Annotated in this window: 16 protein-coding genes; 6 read left to right on the forward strand and 10 right to left on the reverse strand. The window is 30.8% G+C overall.

The features are described 5' to 3' along the window. Positions 1-81: 81 nt before the first annotated feature. Complete coding sequence (locus BMX42_RS08205; protein WP_091312085.1) at positions 82-759, forward strand: Crp/Fnr family transcriptional regulator; 678 nt, start codon at positions 82-84, stop codon at positions 757-759. Between the two features lie 32 nt (positions 760-791). Then, a complete protein-coding gene (locus BMX42_RS08210) occupies positions 792-1,250 on the forward strand; it encodes an RNA methyltransferase (RefSeq protein WP_091312088.1) in 459 nt (152 codons plus the stop codon). 134 nt (positions 1,251-1,384) lie between these two features. On the opposite strand, the gene BMX42_RS08215 is transcribed toward BMX42_RS08210, so the two are convergent. The 4 genes from BMX42_RS08215 to BMX42_RS08230 all read right to left on the reverse strand — a co-directional run bounded on the left by BMX42_RS08215 (position 1,385) and on the right by BMX42_RS08230 (position 5,422). Further along, positions 1,385-3,013 carry a DUF262 domain-containing protein gene (locus BMX42_RS08215; RefSeq protein ID WP_177169148.1) on the reverse strand — a complete coding sequence of 543 codons (1,629 nt, stop codon included), beginning with the start codon at positions 3,011-3,013 and terminating at the stop codon, positions 1,385-1,387. 8 nt (positions 3,014-3,021) lie between these two features. Then, a complete protein-coding gene (locus BMX42_RS08220; RefSeq protein WP_091312095.1) occupies positions 3,022-3,924 on the reverse strand; it encodes a hypothetical protein in 903 nt (300 codons plus the stop codon). 1 nt (position 3,925) lies between these two features. Further along, complete coding sequence (locus tag BMX42_RS08225; RefSeq protein ID WP_091312099.1) at positions 3,926-5,059, reverse strand: AAA family ATPase; 1,134 nt, start codon at positions 5,057-5,059, stop codon at positions 3,926-3,928. A gap of 147 nt (positions 5,060-5,206) precedes the next feature. Further along, entirely contained in the window at positions 5,207-5,422 is a 216-nt protein-coding gene (locus BMX42_RS08230; protein ID WP_091312103.1) for a hypothetical protein, read from the reverse strand. A gap of 192 nt (positions 5,423-5,614) precedes the next feature. Between BMX42_RS08230 and BMX42_RS08235 the strand changes: the two genes are divergently transcribed. Then, entirely contained in the window at positions 5,615-6,118 is a 504-nt protein-coding gene (locus BMX42_RS08235) for a helix-turn-helix domain-containing protein (protein WP_091312106.1), read from the forward strand. Between the two features lie 285 nt (positions 6,119-6,403). On the opposite strand, the gene mnmE is transcribed toward BMX42_RS08235, so the two are convergent. The 6 genes from mnmE to BMX42_RS08265 all read right to left on the reverse strand — a co-directional run bounded on the left by mnmE (position 6,404) and on the right by BMX42_RS08265 (position 13,300). Next, positions 6,404-7,804: a tRNA uridine-5-carboxymethylaminomethyl(34) synthesis GTPase MnmE gene (mnmE, locus tag BMX42_RS08240; RefSeq protein WP_091312110.1), complete on the reverse strand. Its 1,401-nt coding sequence runs from the start codon at positions 7,802-7,804 to the stop codon at positions 6,404-6,406. Between the two features lie 515 nt (positions 7,805-8,319). Next, positions 8,320-9,438, reverse strand: coding sequence for a DNA polymerase III subunit beta (dnaN, locus tag BMX42_RS08245; RefSeq protein WP_091312659.1), 1,119 nt, complete (start codon positions 9,436-9,438; stop codon positions 8,320-8,322). A 70-nt stretch (positions 9,439-9,508) separates the two neighbouring features. Continuing rightward, positions 9,509-11,194: a gliding motility-associated ABC transporter substrate-binding protein GldG gene (gene gldG / locus BMX42_RS08250; RefSeq protein ID WP_091312662.1), complete on the reverse strand. Its 1,686-nt coding sequence runs from the start codon at positions 11,192-11,194 to the stop codon at positions 9,509-9,511. 2 nt (positions 11,195-11,196) lie between these two features. Beyond that, the gene (gene gldF, locus BMX42_RS08255; protein WP_091312115.1) at positions 11,197-11,922 is read right to left on the reverse strand and encodes a gliding motility-associated ABC transporter permease subunit GldF; all 726 of its coding nucleotides are present in this window, start codon (positions 11,920-11,922) and stop codon (positions 11,197-11,199) included. 212 nt (positions 11,923-12,134) lie between these two features. Further along, positions 12,135-12,431, reverse strand: coding sequence for a putative quinol monooxygenase (locus BMX42_RS08260; RefSeq protein WP_091312118.1), 297 nt, complete (start codon positions 12,429-12,431; stop codon positions 12,135-12,137). Positions 12,432-12,469: 38 nt separating this feature from the next. Next, positions 12,470-13,300 (reverse strand): SAM hydrolase/SAM-dependent halogenase family protein, encoded by an 831-nt coding sequence (locus tag BMX42_RS08265; protein WP_091312122.1) that lies wholly within the window; start codon positions 13,298-13,300, stop codon positions 12,470-12,472. Positions 13,301-13,408: 108 nt separating this feature from the next. On the opposite strand from BMX42_RS08265, the gene BMX42_RS08270 reads away from it, so the two are divergent. The 3 genes from BMX42_RS08270 (at position 13,409) to BMX42_RS08280 (ending at position 15,978) form a co-directional block, all read left to right on the forward strand. Continuing rightward, positions 13,409-14,359: a PhoH family protein gene (locus tag BMX42_RS08270; RefSeq protein WP_091312126.1), complete on the forward strand. Its 951-nt coding sequence runs from the start codon at positions 13,409-13,411 to the stop codon at positions 14,357-14,359. Between the two features lie 51 nt (positions 14,360-14,410). After that, a complete protein-coding gene (locus BMX42_RS08275) occupies positions 14,411-14,920 on the forward strand; it encodes a hypothetical protein (protein WP_091312130.1) in 510 nt (169 codons plus the stop codon). A gap of 110 nt (positions 14,921-15,030) precedes the next feature. After that, on the forward strand, positions 15,031-15,978 hold the full coding sequence (locus BMX42_RS08280) for a phosphoribosylaminoimidazolesuccinocarboxamide synthase (RefSeq protein ID WP_091312134.1): 948 nt from the start codon (positions 15,031-15,033) through the stop codon (positions 15,976-15,978). Positions 15,979-16,007: the final 29 nt, after the last annotated feature.

Raw genomic sequence — 16,007 nt, forward strand, 5'->3', positions numbered from 1 at the left:
GGTCAAATATTGTTTATAAGTAAAATATGATAATTGTCATACAAATTCGTATTTTTGTACAGACTTCAATTAATTTTCCAGATGAGTAAATGCGAACAATGTATAGTAAGAGAATTTAGTGCTTTAAAAGCATTGAATAAGGATGAATTATTGCGAATGGCTGATTGTAAAACTTCATTCGTTGTTAAAAAAGGCGAGACCATTTTTGATGAAGGTGATTCTTTAAACGGAATTTATTGTATTAAAGACGGTGTTTGTAAACTATCTAAGTTAAGCGATAATGGAAAAGACCAAATTGTGAAATTGGTTAAAAAAGGTGAATTATTAGGTCAACGTTCGTTAATTAGCGAAGAATCTACCAATTTGAGTGCAGTTGCCATTGAAGATATGCATGTTTGCTTTATTCCGAAACAAGAAATTTTGCAATTTTTTAATGAGAACAATCAGTTTTCATTAAACATGATGAAATCCGTTTGTGGCGATTTAAAAGATGCCGATGACGGAATGGTGAATTTGGCTCAGAAAACTGTAAAACAACGTTTAGCAGAAACTTTATTGAAATTAGAAGCCGACTTCGGAAGTAATGAAGACGGCAGTTTAAAATTACAATTGTCTCGTGAAGAAATTGCTGGAATGATAGGTACTGCAACAGAAAGTTGTATTCGATTATTATCTGAATTTAATAAAGAAGGTTGGATTACTTTACAAGGTAAAAAAATTACCATTACCAATAAGAAAGAGTTGCAAAGAATGATTTAATTTGGGATTTACGATTTACATTACCACATAACATGAATGACAATTTTATAAATGAATTCTTTGGAATAGGCATACAAAACGGGAAAACACCTGAAAATTTGGGAATGCTTTGGCGCACGGCTCAAAATTTTGGTGCCAGTTTTATTTTTACGATTGGAAAACGCTATGCGAAACAAGCTTGCGACACACATAATGCCGTTAAAATGATTCCATATTTTCACTACGATACCTTTGAAGCTTTTTACCAAAATTTACCAAAAGGAGCGCGATTAGTAGGTGTAGAGCTTGACGATTCTGCTGTAGATTTAGAAACCTTTCATCATCCGCAACGTTGTGTGTATTTATTAGGCGCAGAAGACCACGGTATGACCAAAAACGCCATGGAAAAATGCCATCATTTAGTCAAATTTAAATCGGAAAAAAGTTTAAATGTTTCCATTGCAGGAAGTATTGTTTTGTACGATAGAGGTTTGAATAAGCCGAGGATTTGATTATTTACAAAATGCTGAAAGTAAAATAAATATTTTAAAATATTTAAAATCATTTAGTTAGTATTTTATTTAGTGAAAAATGTAAATGTTCAACAAAACAAAGAAATAAAAGACTAACCAAATGAAATTTAGATTTAAAATATGGAATATTTACCTAGGTCAAAAAATGAAGATTCATATTCTAATTCATTTAATGAGTTAACAAAATCATTTTCCTCTCTTTTAATAAAATAATATCTGGACCTTCCTAAATCTTCTGCTTTTTGTAAAGTTTTAGTATCAATAAAATTTGCATAGTAATCGAAATTTTGTACACTGTCATCGAGTAAAATAAAAGAGTAGTCTCTGTATTTTCTGTACGAGGATAAGTTATTTTCTGATGGAGAATAATCAATTCCTCTTAATTTAGGAATCATAAATTCTGAATCTTTAAGAGGAGGTTTAAGACTATAGAAATCGTCGAAACCTTTAATGTCTTCAATGTTGTAATTTGATTTCTCTATTAATGATTTTATCATAAATAAAGCAAGTGTTTTAGACCGAACACTACCATAATATATTGTTTTTGGAAATTCAGAAACAGTAAATTTTTCATCATTTGCTTTGAACAAAGGTGTTGATATTTTACCTTTTGAAAACTCTTGAAATACAACAAAAGCTTTTCTTTGCTTACTTAGAGAATAGATTGAAAAATAATTAGAATATGAAGTTTGCCAAAACCATTTTTTTAAAGCTTCCTTTTCCTCTAAACTTGGTTGTTCTTTATTTTTAAAAAATTCAGTTATAAAAATTAATTGTAAGTTATATGGAAGTAATTTGTAATTTAAAACGTTTAGTTCATAATACAAGAAATCAACAGCTTTTAGGATGTTTTCAAAAGTTTTAAAGCACAACTCTTTAAAATCACTTCTCTTTGCTAAAGATTCAGTTTTAACATCAAAATAAATTTTACCAGTAGCAGTTTCTACACATTGTAAAATAATTTCAGTTTTTAAATCTTCAAATCCATAGGTAACTAATTTTAATTTTAAATTTTCAATTTCTTCACTGAATTTAAAACCATCATTATATGTTAATGCACTAAGCATCCACATTGGAGACATATCACTTCCTTTGCTATTTATTCTTGAAAAAATTTCTACAGAATCTTGGATAGACCCCCCATTAATATTTACAAAAGCTATTGAATAATCTAATAAAATAGTAGCTAATTTTTTTGCTCGGTTAATATATCTTGTACTAGTTTCATCGTCATAAAATTGTTTTATGTTATCTGAGAAAGATAAAAACATGAATGTATCGACAAGATAGTATAAAGGAATATAATATGGCTCTATTTTTTTTGATGTTGGTTGAGAGAATTCCTGATTTTCTAAATCATAATATACGATATAGTCTTGTAAATTGTTTTTATTTTGTAATTGAACAGATTCATCTTCGGGGTTTATTAATGCACTAAACAGAGTAGTTATTCTCTGATAGCCATCAATTATGTATGAATATTTATTAGGAGAATTTTTTAATGTATATGGACCTATTTTATTGTTATAGTCATATTCGTTTGATTCAGGATTCCAAAAAAGTAAGCTACCTATTGGAAAACCTCTCTTAATGCTGTCAAATAAATCAATTCTTTGTTTTTTATCCCAAATGTAATCTCGTTGAAATTCTGGAACAACTAATCGTCCTTTTTTTACATAATCAAGGATGTTAATTAATCTATCTATCTCAGGCTTTACATTTATTTTGTTATTTGAGTCCATATTAAGCATTATAAAAGAGAATTTATTTTGTTTAAAATTAATTGTGGTTCATTTGGTAAATTTTGATGTTCACAATTTTTTAAAATCATTTCTTGTAAAAGTTCTTCTTCAAGAAATAATGATGGAAAGTTTTGTTTTGTGTTATAATCTCTTGTAGATAATTTTTCCATATCATAAAAATCTCGTTCATCAAAAGTAAGCTTTTTAAAACTCTCTAATTCATTTTGGTTTAAATTTTCTATTTTTTCAATTAATTCAAGAGGCAGATAATTTTCTATTTCTCTTTTTTCTAAAATATGTAATAATATATTATTCTCGTCACAAAATGGTATAATTCCATTCTCATCATTATAACTATCATCTTTGTGTTTTTTATCACTATCCATAATTACAATTCCTCTTAAATAACGAAAATTTTCTAAACTATCATTATTATAAGATGAAAGAATGTGATTTACTTGATTAATAATACCGCCTTTTCCACCACAGTTTTCAATTCTAATCCATTTCTGGTCTAAAAAACTTTGAATTTTTTTACCTTTTGTCTTAAACTTGGTAATCAAACCTTTAATAAAACAGCTATCATAAGTAGCGTTTTCTAAAAATATAAACACTTCACTATTTAAAAAAATGATTCCATTATCAATTGAAAATTCATTTTCTGCCACATTATCGTTTTCTTTTAATTCAATATCGTGTTTTAGGCTTCCTTGTAAAGTTGCTACAAATGCTTCGTAAAGTAATTCTTTATATTGTGTTCTAGCTTCATTACTCCAAATAGAAGTGTCTATTATGTCTTCGTCATCAAAGAATAAGTTATAACGTCTATTTAAAATATGACTCAATACTAAATCAATTTTTGTTACATTTTCTGCTTGATTGAACAAATTGCTATTAATCTTTATAATCACTTTATTTGTTTTTTTGGGCTAATTTTAAAGCAACTGCTTCATCAAAACTTTCATTAAAAATATGGTCTGGCCATGAAGTAACTTCGCCTTGTTCAGTAACTTCAATTTTTTTAAGTATTGAACAATCTTTATCTTCATCGTAATCTACAAAATATAAGTTTAAATTATTATAGTCTAAATTACCTTTAGCAATTAATGTCCGCAATCTTAAAATAAAATTTTTAGAATGAGTTTCAATTAAGTATTTATTTTTTGAATCAATTATTGAGTTAGATATCAGCTCAGCTAAATTTCCATGTGCAGCAGGATGCAAGTGTAATTCAGGTTGCTCTAAAATATTTAAAGTTGGTTCACATTCGTTTTTATATAATGCTTTTACTATTATTGGTAATGCTTGACTCATTCCTTGTCCCACGTCAACTATATTAATACCACTCCAATCAGAATTTCTTCTTATTTTGATTTCATAATAAGGTTGTTTTCTGTCTACAAATAATTCCCAACCATCAAAATTTTCTTTAAACCAATTACTCACTTTTTCTTCTAACTCTTCGTCTTGAGCTATTAAATGATATGCTTTTTCTCCTAGACCATCAATGGAATTTGGATTTTTTAAATCGTTGATATAAAAAATTCTTTGAGGTTTAACTCTAAAAGGACCTAGATAATCAGTTTTTAGACTAAAAATTTTTTCAGATGGGTGTCCAGTTATTAAAAATCCTTTCAAATTACTTTGATAATGTTCTTCCTCTAGTAAACTTTTGTAATCATATTCTACATCCTTCATTTTTTCAGAGCTTATTTCCCACTTTGAAATCATTGGTTTTGTTGGAGTGTTGACAACCGTGATTTTAAGTTCATCTTTTCCACTTATTAATTCAAAATCAATGTTTCCTTGGATTTCACGTCTGAAAAATAAATCTCGGTACTCAGCTCCTAATTCTATGCCTTTATTTATATACATAAAAGGTTCATCAAATTCTAACGAAAATGAGCCTTCAATTAACGTAGGAAGTTTTGCAATAGAACTTTTTCCAGAACTGTTTTTACCAAATATCACTGTTATTGGTTTTAATTCTAATTCAGTTCTTTCTTTAAAAGATTTATAACCTTTAAATACAATTTTGTCTAACATATTTTAAATTAGTTATTGAGAAATACTCAAATAAACTTAGCCTAATAAGATTTAGGAAGTAAACAAATGTAAATAAAAAGTAATAAACTTAAAATTTAAACAATTAAAATTTTGTGTTATAGTTTTAATAAAATTAATTCAGTTTATTTAATAACATCCTAGCTCTTTGAAATTTTCATTCTTAAAATCCATCAAATTGGAATTACCTTTACCAGTTCTAGCTATTTGACTATCTGTATTGTCATAAGCAACATTAAATTCATTTTGTAAACCTTGACAATCTTTATTTTTAATTAATTTATAGATTCTTTCTTTTACCATTGGATCATGGTTATTCCAAAAATCAGCATTATCTAATTCCATAGTTATTTATAAAATTAATTTCACTCCGTTATTTTTTCTCCACTCCAAAAATAAAATAACAAAACCCGTTATTTTTTTCTTCTCTTTAAAATAAAATAACAAAAACTGTTATTGTTTTTTTCGTTCAAAAATAAAATAACAAGAAATTTGGCGGCATTTTTGATTTGAAATGGATATCACAAATTTAATAGTATGCAAAAAAGAAAATCAATTTGTAAGCAATTAGGCATTAAACAAGAGGAATTGGCGATGTTTTTAAATATCAGTAAAGGACAATTAGCGATGTATGAAACAGGTAAACGAGATTTACCAACTTCTGCTACACTACAACTCGCCCCAATGTTAAAATTTATGCAAGATGAAAGCTTGAAATCGGGTAGTGCGGAAATGTTGAAATTTCAAACCGAACAACAGAAAAAAGTTTTGGAGCAATTGCTTAAAGACAATAAATACCATCAAATAATATTGAAGAAAAAGCTTGAAATTGCAGAGAAAAAGTATCAATCTAATGTTGCTGCTATGCAACTGATGAGGTATTTGGAAAAAGAAGCTCCAGAAACTAGACTCATAAAAGTAATTGAAGCAAAAGCAACATCTGAATTAGAGAAAAATGGTTTGGAAGTTGTAACTAAGTATAAAATTCAAAAGGAAGTGTTGCAGGCGGAAGAAAAAATACTATTGAAGTTGTTGGGTTGAGGTTTGCGGAAATGGTTTGTGTGAGATGCTTTCAGCATGACAAGTTTGGAGGTATTGTTTTGCGGAAGTAGATTATGAGATTCCTCCTAAGGTCGGAATGACAAGATTGTGGAAGTGGTTTGTGTGAGATGCTTTAACTTCGTTGAATCTTCGATTTCAGCATGACAAACTCTACGCACAGCTTAATTGCTCTATTTTGAGCGGAGCGACTTTACCCACAATCCAAACTATGTATCTATGTGTTTTAAAAAAAAAACTTATATGACTTATATGTTTAAAAGAAACTTACTTCCCGATACAGAAATTAGCAAAAATATTCCCAAGTAACTCATCGTTAGAAACTTGCCCTGTAATTTCTCCGAAGTGGAATAACGCCTGACGAATATCAATCGCCATAAAATCTGAAGAAATATTATTGTCTAATCCAAAACGCACTTTCTGAATTTCCTCTAAAGCTTTTAATAGCGAATCGTAGTGACGTGTGTTGGTGACAATAGTTTCGTTATTTCTTAAAGCACCTGTGTTGACAAGAGATAGCAATTGATTTTTTAATTCATCGATGCCTATTTTTTGTTTAGCACTTAAATATATTTGTTTCAAGTTTAAAGTTTCAAGTTCTTGATGCAGTTTTTGAAGTTCATTCTCGTTAAGCTGGTCAATTTTATTGGCAACAATTAAAATTTCTTTAAGCGGATATTTATTTTTAATTTTTTCTATTTCTACTACGAATTCCGAACTTGAAACCTGAAACTTTAAACTATCCATTAAGTAAATAACGAGTTGCGCTTGTTCAATCTTCTCAAACGTTTTCTGAATTCCAATGCTTTCTACTACATCTTTGGTTTCTCTAATTCCGGCTGTATCAATAAATCGGAAACCAATTCCGTCAATTACTAATTCGTCTTCAATCGTATCACGAGTAGTTCCAGCAATGTCCGAAACAATGGCGCGTTCTTCGTTTAGTAAAGCGTTCAAAAGAGTCGATTTTCCGACATTTGGTTCACCAACAATCGCAACTGGAATTCCGTTTTTAATCACATTTCCAACCGCAAAACTGTCGATTAATCGTTTTAAAACAAATTCAATTCGGGTTAATAATTCGTAAAATGCGGTTCTGTCTGCAAATTCTACGTCTTCTTCTGCGAAATCTAATTCTAATTCAATTAAAGAAGCGAAGTTTAATAATTCTTCACGCAACTTGGCAATTTCATTACTGAATCCGCCACGCATTTGTTGCATCGCTATTTGGTGACTAGCTTCGTTATCCGATGAGATTAAGTCGGCAACAGCTTCCGCTTGCGAAAGATCGAGTTTGGCGTTTAAAAAGGCTCTCAGGGTAAATTCACCCGCTTGTGCCATTTTTGCGCCTTTACGAAGTAATAATTGTATAATTTGTTGTTGAATAAAAACCGAACCATGACATGAAATTTCCACCACATTTTCACCCGTATACGAATTCGGACCTTTAAAAATAGATAGTAAAACCTGGTCATAAACCTTCGTGCCATCCACAATATGACCCAAATGTATCGTATGTGTTTTTTGCTTACTAATGTCTTTTCCCGAAACCGATTCAAATACTTCAGCAGCAATGGTAATAGCATCGGCGCCTGATAATCTAATAACAGCAATCGCTCCAGCACCAGATGGTGTAGCTAAGGCAACTATGGTTTCGTGTGGAATCATATTTTAGGTTTTGAATTGCAAAGATAGTTATTTTAGTGAATAGTGAATAGTGAATAGTGAATAGTGAATGGTGAATGGTGATTGGTGAATAGTTTTTTTAGAAGAAGACATTTTGTTTTCAAAACACCACTTGTCCCGCTATCCACTATATTTTTTCAAATTGCTTTTTGGAAGCAATTTAAAAAAGATGCCGTTACTATCGGGTCTAGAAAACAACAATCAGTTTTCATAATTACGTTTTAACCGCAAAGTAACCACAAACTTGTTAAATCAAAATAAAGAAATCAGTACAATCGATTCCAATCCGCGTCATCTGCGTGCAGATTATTCGCAAAGTAACCACAAACAAAATAAAAATCAGTAAAATCCATTCAAATCCGCGTCATCTGCGTACCAATCAAAAAAAACCACAATCGCTTTTCAGCAATCGTGGTTCATAGTAGTAGTTTAGGTTAGTTATATATAATTTCGAAATCAGAAAATGTATTTCTTCATTCTATTATGTATACTCGTAATTAGTTATTCAACATAACTGGCATTACCAACATAGTAACAGTTTCACCTTCGTCTAATCCGTCAATAGGAGTAAGGATTCCGGCTCTGTTTGGTAATGACATTTCTAATTGAATTTCGTCACTTGTTAAATTGTTCAACATTTCCGTTAAAAAACGTGAGTTGAAACCAATTTGTAAATCGTCACCGTGGTAATCGCAAGTTAAACGCTCATCTGCTTTGTTTGAATAATCAATATCTTCAGCAGAAATGTTCAACTCCGTACCAGCGATTTTTAAACGAATTTGGTGCGTAGTTTTGTTAGCAAAAATTGCCACACGACGAACCGAGTTTAAAAAAGTAACACGACTTAAGATTAATTTATTTGGATTCTCTTTTGGAATAACCGCTTCGTAATTTGGATATTTCCCATCAATCAAACGACAAGTTAACACATAATTTTCAAATGAATACGTAGCGTTAGAATCGTTATATTCTACTTTTACTTCTGCATCTGAAGTCGCTAAAATTCCTTTTAAAATGTTTAAAGGTTTTTTAGGCATAATAAATTCAGCACTTTGAGATGCTTTTACATCTGTACGAGCATATTTTACTAATTTATGTGCATCAGTAGCAACAAAGATTAAACCTTCAGTAGAAAATTGGAAAAATACACCACTCATTACTGGACGTAAATCGTCGTTTCCTGTCGCGAAAATTGTTTTTCCAATTGCCGTTGCTAAAACTTCAGCAGGAATAATAGTTGTTGAAGGATCTTCTAAAGCTACTGCTTTCGGGAATTCTTCGCCAGCTGCATAAGCAATTGCGTATTTTCCAGAGTTAGAACTAATTTCTACCGTATTGTTTTCTTCAACTGTAAAAGTAAGTGGTTGTTCTGGAAAGGTTTTTAAAATATCTAACAAAAGTTTTGCTGGAATAGCAACACTTCCTGTACTATTTGATTCAATTTCTAAACTTGCCGACATAGTAGTTTCTAAGTCAGAAGCCGAAACGTGTAATTGATTGTTATCTAATTCAAATAAAAAATTATCAAGAATAGGTAAGGTGTTATTGCTATTAATAACGCTTCCTAAAACTTGTAATTGTTTTAATAAATACGAACTGGATACTATAAAATTCATCATCTTCTATTTTTTTTGCTTTACAAATATAATGGGTTACTGCTTAATCTAAAAATATACTTATTAACAACTAGCGGTTATATTTTTTCTTTCTTAGGTATGTGAATAAAAATCCAAAAATACCCAATAATACAATAGGTAACGCTACGGTTAGCATTTGTGTTTGACTATAATTGTCGTGGACACTTTGTTTATCTAAAAGCGGTAAGCTTACATCTTTACTTCTAATGTTAATAAGTCCGTTGTCGTCTAAAAGGTAATTTACACTATTTAAGATAAATTCTTTGTTTCCAAAATATTGTCCTGTGTATTTATCGTAACCTAATTCAATAGGTGTACCTTTATCTAATTGGTTTTTAATTATGTCACCATCAGAAATCACAATCATTTTAGTTGGGACACTTTTATTTAAGAATTTATCTTCTTTAAATGGCAACACACGATTGTTATACATAGAAGTAAAAGAACCTTCTAACAAAACAGCAACAGGGATTAAGCCACCACCGGGATAATCTTTTTGCGATGTTTCTTCTCCAATCATTTCTAATGAAACCGTATTTGGTGTTCCAATTACTTTAGAATATGGAGAACTTTCTAATAAAATGGTCTTTTTAACGTCAGATTTTAATAATTCAATTGGCGAACAGAAATCGAATTTAACACCATCTGTATTTTTTACGATTGGATGTTGTTTTGAAGCTGGATAAATAAACGGTGCCATTTTCCAGTTATACGTTTCCATTTGACTTTCGCTACCTTCATTTCCAGAAGCTAATTTTATTGGCGTTCCGTATTCGTCTTTAATCATTTGCGGATTAATTCTGAATCCGTATTTGAAGAACATATCTGTCAAATTCAAATCGTTATTTCCAACTAAAGTCGTACCCGTTTCATTATAAAGTTGATCCATTTCGGCCGTTGTACCATCCACTAACCAAAGTGTTTTTCCACCTTTCATAATGAATTGATCTAATACTTGCTTTTCTGGCTCTGTAAATTTCTCACGAGGTTTAGCAATAATGGCCAAATCGTAAACATTTAAAGCTTTTAGAGTTGCTTCAGGTTGTGAAGCCACAGAATCTAAAGTAATTGGTCCGATGTAATAGTTATCACGAATGGTTTTTAAGAAATCGGCAATATAAATATCGTCTAATTCGCCATTTCCTTTAATTACGGCAATTTTACGTTGTTTTTCTTTTGAAATTTTATTGATGGCTTCCGCGAAAGCATATTCTAAATGTTGTACTGAACTTTCTACTTTTTTCTCGGTGGAAGCGCCCATTAAATTTTTCAATAATTGCACTTTCGCACCTTTATCTCCATAATTCGCTAAAGCCCAAGGAAAAACAACTTCTTGTGTTTGTTTTCCTTTATCTTCAACCGTAACGTTTATTGGAGTTAAGCCTTTTTCGAAGAATTTCTTCATGACTTCCACACGCTCTTCTTCTTTTTCAATCGGATTCACAAATTGAAACGTAATATTTGAATTATAAGCCGAAAATTCTTCTAATAATTGACGTGTTTCCGTTTGTAATTTCTTGAAATCGGCTGGAAAGTTTCCTTCTAAAAAGACATCAATAATTAAAGGCGAATCGACACCATCAATGATTTTTTTAGTGGTTTCAGAAAGCGTATATCTTTTGTCTTGAGTAACATCGAAACGCTTGTAAATATAATAACTCGCAAAGTTTAATAGAAATAAACCTATGGCTAAAAATCCTAATTTTTTTAAACTATTTTTTTGAACTTCCTTCATCATTACCATTTAAGCGATTTAAGTTGATAAACTGTTCCAGCTAAAAACAAGATGGTGATACTTATGAAATACACGATATCTCGAGTGTCTAACACACCACGACTCATACTTTTAAAGTGAAAATCCATTCCTAATGTTTTGATAATTGAACCGAAACTTCCAAATAAGTTAGCTAATCCGTCAAAACCAAAATAGAAGAAAAAGCATAAGAAAACCGCAACAATAAATGCCACAATTTGATTGTCTGAAAGCGTAGAAGTGAACACGCCAATTGAGGTGTAAGCACCAATTAAGAATAGCAATCCGAAATACGAACCAATGGTGCTACCATAATCGAAATTGTTTTGTGCTGCTGTATAACTTGAAACGATAAACACATAAAAAAGTGTAGGAATGATCGCAATTAGAATTAAAATAAAAGCGCCTAAAAATTTTCCGTTTACAATTTCCCAAAGACTTAGTGGTTTGGTGAATAGGATTTCTAACGTTCCTTGTTTTTTTTCGTCTGAGAAACTTTTCATGGTTACTGCTGGAATTAAGAAAATAAGAATCCATGGTGCTAATTTAAAAAACGGACTCATGTCTGCGTATCCAGAATTTAAAATATTAAAATCTCCATCAAAAACCCAAAGAAATAATCCGTTTAATAACAGAAAAATGGCTATAACTAAATAACCAATTGGCGAACCAAAAAAGGATTTTATTTCACGTAGCAATAATGCTTTCATTTATTTTAAAATTTAATTGACAAATGTAATTTATAAACTTGAAACTTGAAACATTAATTTAAATATGCCTATTTGTATTGATGTTTTTTGCCACGAATTTTCGAATGTTACTTTGAATTTAAAATTTTATTCGAATTAATTATCGACAAAGTCGATTCTAATCATCGCAATTTGTGAATTTTAAAATTCGTGAATTCGTGGCCACTAACTTTTTATGTTAAAGTTGCCAATTTATTTACGCTCCAAGCTTCTGGTTTACCATCAAAAAGTGTTTTTGTATACGTCCAAACTTCATTAAAAAGTGCTGATTTTCTGTATTTTTCTAGAGCATCTTCGTCTTTCCAATAACTGTAAGTAAAGAAAATTCGAGCATCTTGTTTATCTTGATACAATTCTAAAAATTCATTGCCTTCAAAATTTCTAATTTGATGCTTAATTTCTTCAAAATTCGCTAAAAAAGCGTCAATTTTATCTTCCTGAAACGTTAATTTGACTATTCGTACAAACATAAATATATTTTATAAATTTCTAAATCGTAAATCCCAAATTACTCAGCAAATTCTACAATCACCACATCTTGCATTTTCAATCCTAATAAAGTGTTGGCAGAACCCGAACGACTTGGATTACTTCTATAAATGGCAATTTCCAAGAAATTATCCTGATTAAAAAGCGCAATTTCATTTCCTTCCATCGATTTCAAAGCTGCTGTAGAATTGTTTTTAAAATCGGAATAATTATTTTTGACTTTCTTAATGGTATACACCGAAAAACGAACCGAATAATGTCTTCCTTTTGCAATTTCTTCAATATAATTTTTAGAAATATTAGTCACACAATTACCGAAATCATCAATATAAACCACATTTCCACGAATTGATTTCGCATTTTGATCTACAATCGGAACCAAAACATTCATTTTCTTAATTTCAGAAAGTGGTGCACCAATGACATTCATTTCTCCTCCTTTGGCTAAATGTGTTGCCACGGTTGCAAAAACATCTAAATCGCTAGAACCGTTGATTAATCTGTCGTGAATATTGATTTGAACAATCTTTTCAGCATTTAATTTATTGGTTAATCCGCCAAAAATGCCATTATCGGCACCAATAAAAAAATGTCCGTCATATAGCATTGCAATATGCACAGTATCAGCGTTTCTTGAAGCATCTACGCAAACCACATGAACGGTTCCTTTTGGAAAATGAGAGTAAGAAACTGAAAGTAAATAACTGGCTTCCAAAACGTTAAACTTGTCAATGGTGTGAGTAATATCTACAATATTGGTTTCAGGCAAAATTGAGAATATCTTACCCTTTAAAATTCCCGCAAAATGGTCTTTTAGGCCATAATCTGTAGTAAGAGTAATTATTGACATTTTATTGTTTATAACTTATTTGAAATGGAATAGTTGTTTTTGCTATATTTGAGTGATACAAAACTAATCTTTTTTTTACAGAATAAAAACAATTTAAATTTATAGCCTTTGAACGAAAGAATTATCGAACTAGAAAACATTGCACCTAAAGATTTTTGGGGTGCACATGACAGTCATTTAGAGACAATTAAAAAGTACTATCCAAAATTGAAAATTGTTGCCAGAGGTACGGTTTTGAAGGCATTTGGCGAAGCTGAGGTTTTAGATGAATTTGAAAAGCGTTTCCGAAGGTTAATGACACATTTTACCCGTTTTAATACCATTGACGACAATGTGATTATGCGAGTAATTGAAGGCGATGCACAGCAAACTGGCGAAATGCCTAAAGGCGACCAAATTTTAGTTCATGGTTTAGGAGGAAAGTTGATTAAAGCAATGACGCCAAATCAGCAAAAATTAGTCGATTCTGTCAATAAAAACGATATGGTTTTTGCCGTTGGTCCTGCAGGAACTGGTAAAACTTACACCGCTGTGGCTTTAGCAGTAAGAGCATTAAAGGAAAAGCAAGTAAAACGAATCATTTTAACAAGACCAGCAGTAGAAGCAGGGGAAAATTTAGGTTTTTTACCTGGTGATATGAAGGAAAAATTAGATCCGTACATGCAACCTTTGTATGACGCTTTACGCGATATGATTCCACCACAAACTTTAGAAGATTATATTTTAAAAGGAATTGTTCAAATTGCGCCATTGGCTTTTATGCGTGGTCGAACTTTAGATAATGCTTTCGTGATTTTAGATGAAGCACAAAATACGACTCATTCGCAAATGAAAATGTTTTTAACGCGTATGGGAAAAAATGCCAAGTTTATCATCAATGGTGATCCAGGTCAAGTCGATTTACCAAGAAGAACGATTTCTGGACTAAAAGAAGCTATTTTAGTGTTAAAAGACGTAGATGGAATTGGGATTTTATACTTAGATGATAAAGATATTGTTCGTCACCGTTTAGTGAAAGCAGTTATTAATGCTTATAAAAGTATTGAGAATACGGATTAACAATAAAATTTTATTTTTTTCGTTCTAATTTTAATTCTAAATTATAATAGTATGAAAAAAGTTGTTTTATTTTTAGCCACGATGTGCTTTGGAATAAACTATGGGCAAGATCAAAAGATTGAAATTACGCCAAAAAACTCTTGGTTTAAAGCCGGATTAACTGCCGGAGTTCCAACAAGTGATGTGAAAGATTTTGCTTCCTTCAATATTGGAGTGGATGTAAGAGCGCAGTACATGTTTAATAATCATTTTGCACTTGGTGGTGTAACGGGTTATAATCATTTTGTAGCAAAAGATGATTTTGAAGACTTCGGAGTAGTTCCAGTTGCAGGTTATGCGCGATTTTATTTCCAAAAAGAAGGTGTTTTTGTAGGGACAGATTTAGGTGTGGCTTTTGTAACCAATGTTGATGATGATAAGAGAGGTTTGTATTTTAATCCTCAAATAGGTTATCATAATAAAGATTGGAATATTTACGGATATTATCAAAACACCTTTACTGAAAATACTAATATCAGATCAATTGGAGTAGGAGCAACCTACAACATAAGATTCAAATAATAAATAAAATGAAAGGAGGCTTTAATGTCTCCTTTTTTATTTGATTAAAAATTTTCACAAAGAAAATAATTCAATTACTTTTGCACCACAACAAACAACAACACGTCAAAATGAACACAATTACCACTACAAATTTTAATTTTACAGGTCAAAAATCAGTTTACAGAGGAAAAGTAAGAGAAGTTTACAACATCAATGACGATTTATTAGTTATGATTGCTACAGACAGACTTTCTGCTTTTGATGTAGTTTTGCCTGAAGGAATTCCGTATAAAGGACAAATTTTGAACCAAATTGCGACAAAATTCATGCAATTAACGGAAGATATTGTTCCGAATTGGTTAATTGCAACTCCAGATCCAAACGTAGCTGTAGGTCATTTATGTGAGCCTTTTAAAGTTGAAATGGTAATTCGTGGTTACTTATCTGGTCATGCAGCTCGTGAATACGCTTTAGGAAAAAGAACAATTTGTGGTGTTACTATGCCAGAAGGTTTGAAAGAAAACGACAAATTTCCAACGCCAATCATTACACCAACAACTAAAGCAGATAATGGTTCTCATGATGAAGATATTTCTCGTGAAGCGATTTTAGCAAACGGAATTGTTACGGAAGAAGATTATTTAGTTTTAGAAAAATATACAAGAGATTTATACCAAAGAGGAACTGAAATTGCAGCTTCTAGAGGTTTAATTTTAGTGGATACAAAATACGAATTCGGAAAAACAAAAGACGGTAAAATCGTTTTAATTGACGAAATTCATACACCAGATTCTTCTCGTTATTTTTATGCAGAAGGTTATCAAGAAAGACAAAACAATAACGAAGAACAAAAGCAATTGTCTAAAGAATTCGTACGTCGTTGGTTAATTGAAAACGGTTTTCAAGGTAAAGAAGGGCAACAAATTCCAGAAATGACACCAGAATATATTGCTTCAGTTTCTGAAAGATATATCGAATTATTCGAAAATATTTTAGGAGAGAAATTCGTAAAAGAAGACATTTCAAATATTGAAGAACGTATTTTTAATAACGTTCAAGCGTATTTAGCTAAGTAATTTTCAAAAGTTATATAAATAAAAAGGCA

It is taken from the genome of Flavobacterium terrigena, from assembly GCF_900108955.1.
Lineage (GTDB): Bacteria > Bacteroidota > Bacteroidia > Flavobacteriales > Flavobacteriaceae > Flavobacterium > Flavobacterium terrigena.